This is a genomic window from Shewanella sp. 5S214 (genome assembly GCF_041439795.1).
GTDB lineage: Bacteria > Pseudomonadota > Gammaproteobacteria > Enterobacterales > Shewanellaceae > Shewanella > Shewanella vesiculosa.
On the sequence record NZ_JBGOOV010000055.1, the window covers coordinates 1 to 4,669 of the forward strand.

4 protein-coding genes and 4 tRNA genes are annotated in these 4,669 nt (G+C 41.1%); 1 reads left to right on the top strand and 7 read right to left on the bottom strand.

From position 1 onward, the window contains the following. The 5 genes from ACED29_RS20810 to ACED29_RS20830 all read right to left on the bottom strand — a co-directional run. Positions 1 to 91 (bottom strand): GTP-binding protein (locus ACED29_RS20810; protein WP_072292276.1); only part of this gene is annotated, 91 nt, incomplete at its 3' end. Between the two features lie 113 nt (positions 92 to 204). Then, positions 205 to 279, bottom strand: a tRNA-Ile gene (locus ACED29_RS20815). Positions 280 to 288: 9 nt separating this feature from the next. After that, a tRNA-Gly gene (locus ACED29_RS20820) sits at positions 289 to 362 on the bottom strand. A gap of 34 nt (positions 363 to 396) precedes the next feature. Beyond that, positions 397 to 481, bottom strand: a tRNA-Tyr gene (locus tag ACED29_RS20825). 7 nt (positions 482 to 488) lie between these two features. Further along, positions 489 to 564, bottom strand: a tRNA-Thr gene (locus ACED29_RS20830). A 223-nt stretch (positions 565 to 787) separates the two neighbouring features. On the opposite strand from ACED29_RS20830, the gene coaA reads away from it, so the two are divergent. Next, positions 788 to 1,738: a type I pantothenate kinase gene (gene coaA, locus ACED29_RS20835; RefSeq protein WP_124017700.1), complete on the top strand. Its 951-nt coding sequence runs from the start codon at positions 788 to 790 to the stop codon at positions 1,736 to 1,738. 309 nt (positions 1,739 to 2,047) lie between these two features. On the opposite strand, the gene birA is transcribed toward coaA, so the two are convergent. Continuing rightward, positions 2,048 to 3,010: a bifunctional biotin--[acetyl-CoA-carboxylase] ligase/biotin operon repressor BirA gene (gene birA / locus ACED29_RS20840; protein ID WP_124017701.1), complete on the bottom strand. Its 963-nt coding sequence runs from the start codon at positions 3,008 to 3,010 to the stop codon at positions 2,048 to 2,050. After that, positions 3,003 to 4,028, bottom strand: coding sequence for a UDP-N-acetylmuramate dehydrogenase (gene murB, locus ACED29_RS20845; RefSeq protein WP_371698640.1), 1,026 nt, complete (start codon positions 4,026 to 4,028; stop codon positions 3,003 to 3,005). The genes birA and murB overlap by 8 nt, the downstream gene beginning before the upstream one ends. Positions 4,029 to 4,669 lie beyond the last annotated feature (641 nt).

The window sequence follows — 4,669 nt, forward strand, 5'->3', positions numbered from 1 at the left end:
CTGCTGTTAAAGTTGTTTTACCATGGTCAACGTGACCGATGGTGCCCACGTTTACATGGGGCTTGTTACGTTCAAATTTAGCTTTTGCCATGGTATTGCCTCAGTCCAATTATCTTGGTGATGAAAACACATATAGTAAAAATCCGATGCATTAAATGACATCGAATCGATTATTTAGGGTTAGGAAGTTTATTCATGACAAGCTGGTGTTGATAGGCAGATTCGCACTGCCGACTCACCCTCATTAAAGGTGCGCTCTACCAACTGAGCCGTATCAGCGAACAAATTTGGAGCGGATGGCGGGAATCGAACCCGCGTTATCAGCTTGGAAGGCTGGAGTAATACCATTATACGACATCCGCGCAACCTGTTTAGGCTACCTAACTACCTAGAAAATGGTGGAGGGAGAAGGATTCGAACCTTCGAAGGCTGAGCCGTCAGATTTACAGTCTGATCCCTTTGGCCACTCGGGAACCCCTCCAGAAAAATGGTGCCGGCACCAAGAGTCGAACTCGGGACCTACTGATTACAAGTCAGTTGCTCTACCAACTGAGCTATGCCGGCGTATCATTTCGGGTTCGGATATTAGGTAAATGTGCCCCAGAGTGCAAGAGTAAAATGATAAAAAAACTAAAAAAAGTTTCAAATGACGTTTTTTTGCACTTGTTTAGCGCAAAAAGAGTGATTAGTAGGCAAATGTAATTAGTGATAGAGACAAATGAGAACCAAACTATTGTCGCCATTTATACGATAGTGTAATGTGCCTGACCAACCTAGAGGAATGGTTATGAACCCAATTAACTCAATACAAGATGCACTCTACTTTGCTTTTCAGCGCGAGCATTGGGCTGAATTACGCAAATCAGTGCCACTCACATTGAGTCAGGCTGAATTAGAAAACCTGCGTGGTATGAATGAAAAGCTGTCTTTAGATGAAGTCACTGACATTTACCTTCCTCTCAGCCGTTTACTGAATTTATTTGTCGGCTCTAAACAACAGCGTGGACTCGTTCTTGATAAGTTTCTTGAACAGAAAGCTTCTCCAGGCCCTTACATTATTAGTATCGCAGGAAGCGTAGCTGTCGGTAAGAGCACCACAGCACGCATCTTACAGACGTTATTACAGCGTTGGCCCGAGCATCCTAAAGTTGATTTAGTCACTACTGATGGTTTTTTATATCCATTAGCAGATTTAAAGCGTAAAGGACTACTGCAGCGTAAAGGTTTTCCTGAAAGTTATGACATGAAAATGTTAGTCGAATTTATATCGGCTGTTAAAGCTGGAAATAAAGAGATATTGGCACCACTTTATTCTCATGTCACTTATGATAGATGTCACGATGAACATCAAGCTATTCGCCAACCTGACATTTTGATTTTAGAAGGTTTAAATGTACTGCAAACGGGTTTAGATACCCCAATCGACACCAGAAGACCTTTTGTATCAGATTTTGTCGATTTCTCGATTTATGTTGATGCCGATGAGTCATTGCTTAAAGATTGGTATAAACAACGATTCCTGCAATTTAGAACAGGGGCGTTTAGTGACCCAAACTCATTCTTTCATCATTACTCTTCTTTGACCGACGATGAAGCGAATGTAATTGCTGCCAATATTTGGGATACCATCAATGGCCCCAATTTATCATTAAATATTCAGCCGACACGCGAGCGAGCTCATTTGATTTTACAAAAAGGCCCCAACCACTTAATGGATCGGGTTTTACTGCGCAAATAACACGATATGCGCCTATTATTAGGCGTTATTTAGTAAGACTTGTTCGAGATAACGGACTCACTCAATATGCAAAAGTACGCCATAAGGTGTGACACTTAGTCATTCTAAGCAAACACCTTATAACCAACCGATTGTATAAAAATAACAAACAACCGTTTAGTCGCCTCCTTCGGCCAGCATTTGAGTCTTTCTACCATGTTATTTCATTGTCTCATAGAGTAGAAAAACGTCATCCTACAGGCTTAGGCAGGCGTCAAGCAGGCCTAAATTGCTGTAAAATTCACCTTATATAACCCACATCCTTATTGCCTATGTCGCTGCTCGAAGACTGATTTCACCACCTAAATAGCGCTTAATACCTTGGTCAGTTTCAAGCAATAAAGCACCTTGATCATCAATGCCTCGACAAATGCCGTTTACACAATTGGGTGCCATGATTAATGAAACATCGCGATTAGCAAATAAATCATACTTATTCCAGCGATCCAAAAAAGCGCCCAACCCTTTTTGCTCAAATAACTGAAGATCAGTTTTAAGGGTTTTGTGCAGTTGGATCAATAGCTCGGTTTTATCTGGCATACTCATTAAACTGGAGAGATCACTCCAGGGCTGATCAATAAGCCCGCCTTGTTCTGCAGACATACTCATATTAATGCCAAAACCAATTACAAGCTCGGTTTGTTGCGCAGATGAGTGGGCTATTTCGACTAAAATCCCTGCTAATTTTTTATGTTCTAGATAAATGTCATTCGGCCATTTTAAACCTAGCCCCTCAACCCCAAACGCTGATAAAGCCTTAACAATAGAACAACCAACCACTAAGCTTAAGCCACTTGCTTTGCTAATATCGCTATGTAAACGCCAGAACATGGATGCATAAATATGGTGCCCGTAGGGAGACAACCATTTCCTGCCTCTTCGACCTCTGCCTGCAGATTGATATTCAGCGATGCAAATATCACCCGATTTAAGCTCACTAGTATGTCCAAGTAAAAAAGCATTAGTGCTTGTTGTTTCATCAAAATAAAAACAGCGGCCATCAACATTATTGACAAGAATTGACTCATTTACTAAGGACATTGGCGTCGCTAACTTATAACCTCTCCCCTTTACGCTGTAGATTTCAATGCCATAATCTTTTAATGCGTCGATATGCTGATTAATCGCCGCCCGAGTAAGCGATAGAGACTGCGCTATCACCTCACCAGAAACAAAATGCTCATGATGCAAACAAGCTAAAATTTGACGTTTACGAGACCAATGTTCATTCATTTATGTCTATCTCCCCAGCAGAACCTAGAATCCTTGGCTCAGGTTGTAATCTAACGCCAAACTTATTAAAAACCGTCTGGATGACGTACAGCGCTAATTGGCATACTTCTTTACCTGAGGCATTACCAAGGTTAACTAAAACCAAAGCTTGTTCTTGATGAACCGCTGCATCACCTATATTAAAGCCCTTCAACCCAGCTTGCTCAATCAGCCAGCCGGCAGCAAGTTTATAATGATCATCACCTTGTGGGTAACCCACTAAAGCAGCATAACGAGTTTTAAGGGTATTATAGACATCTATTGATACCACAGGATTTTTAAAGAAACTGCCCACATTACCTAACTTTTTAGGATCAGGTAGCTTAGATTGGCGAACATGACAAACACAATCAAAAATTTGTCTCGCGGTCACAGTTGCAGGATCTAAATGTTGCAGTGGACCATAGTTGGTAACGGCTTGCCACTGTTTAGCTAACTTTAAAGTCACTTCAGTGATAACAGCTAAGTTTTTAAGCTGTTGTTTAAAAATAGACTCGCGATAGCCAAAGTGACATTGGTCATTATCAAAATGGACTAACTTTCCGGTATCCAGTTGTAAAAACTGAATCTGATGACAGAACCGATTAAATTCAACACCATAAGCACCAATATTTTGTATAGGAGCGGCGCCAACAGTCCCAGGGATCAGGGCCATATTTTCTAAACCATAAATCTCTCTCGAAAGGCAATACTCAACCAAGTGATGCCAATTTTCTCCCGCTTGTACAGTGAGATAATAGAAGTCATCGTCTTGATCAATCACAATTCCCGTAGTACTCACCTTAACAACCGTTCCCTGAAAGTCATCAGTAAATACCAGATTACTGCCGCCACCAAGTATAAGCATTGGGTTTTGTTGTTGATACAACTCAATACATCTAGTGATTAGCTCATTTTTGCTAGTGACTTCAACTAAAGAAGCGCAATGCTGATTTAGGCCGAGTGTGTTTAATGCAGTAAGGGAGATAGACATAGACAGACATCAAATTCAAAAATATAACGCTATTGTAGCAGGGAATTAGATAATAAATTACCATGATTAACCGGAAAAACATGCTGTGAATAATGCCATAAGACATCGAAGAGCCATCATATATGTCACAGTTTGCAGAGCTATACTAAAAATAAATGATAACTGAGCGAGTTACAGTCAATAATGACTAATAAACTTGTATTGATCCACCTTGTGAATAATCGCTATTCTAGTAGATCTTAAATCTAGCCTGGTAATGACCCACTCTTTTATGGGCATATCATCAACACGAGTCAATGGCTTAGGCGCTCTCAGGCACAAATTGCAGACGTAAAAAAGCCCACTACATAATAGCGGGCTGTTTCACGACTCTTTCAAGTCAAATAGGCGCCTAGAAATGACCTACTCTGACATGGGCATACTGGCCACACTGACTAATTGCTTAGATTTAAGACACAAAACAAAAAGGCCACCCGATTAAGGTGGCCTTGCTGTGTTCTTTGGCCCCTAGAACTGACCTACTCTCGCATGGGCATACTGGCCACACTGACTAATTGCTTAGATTTAAGGCACAAAACAAAAAGGCCACTCTGTTAGAGTGGCCTTGCTGTTTTATTTGGCGCCTGGAAATGACCTACTCTCGCATG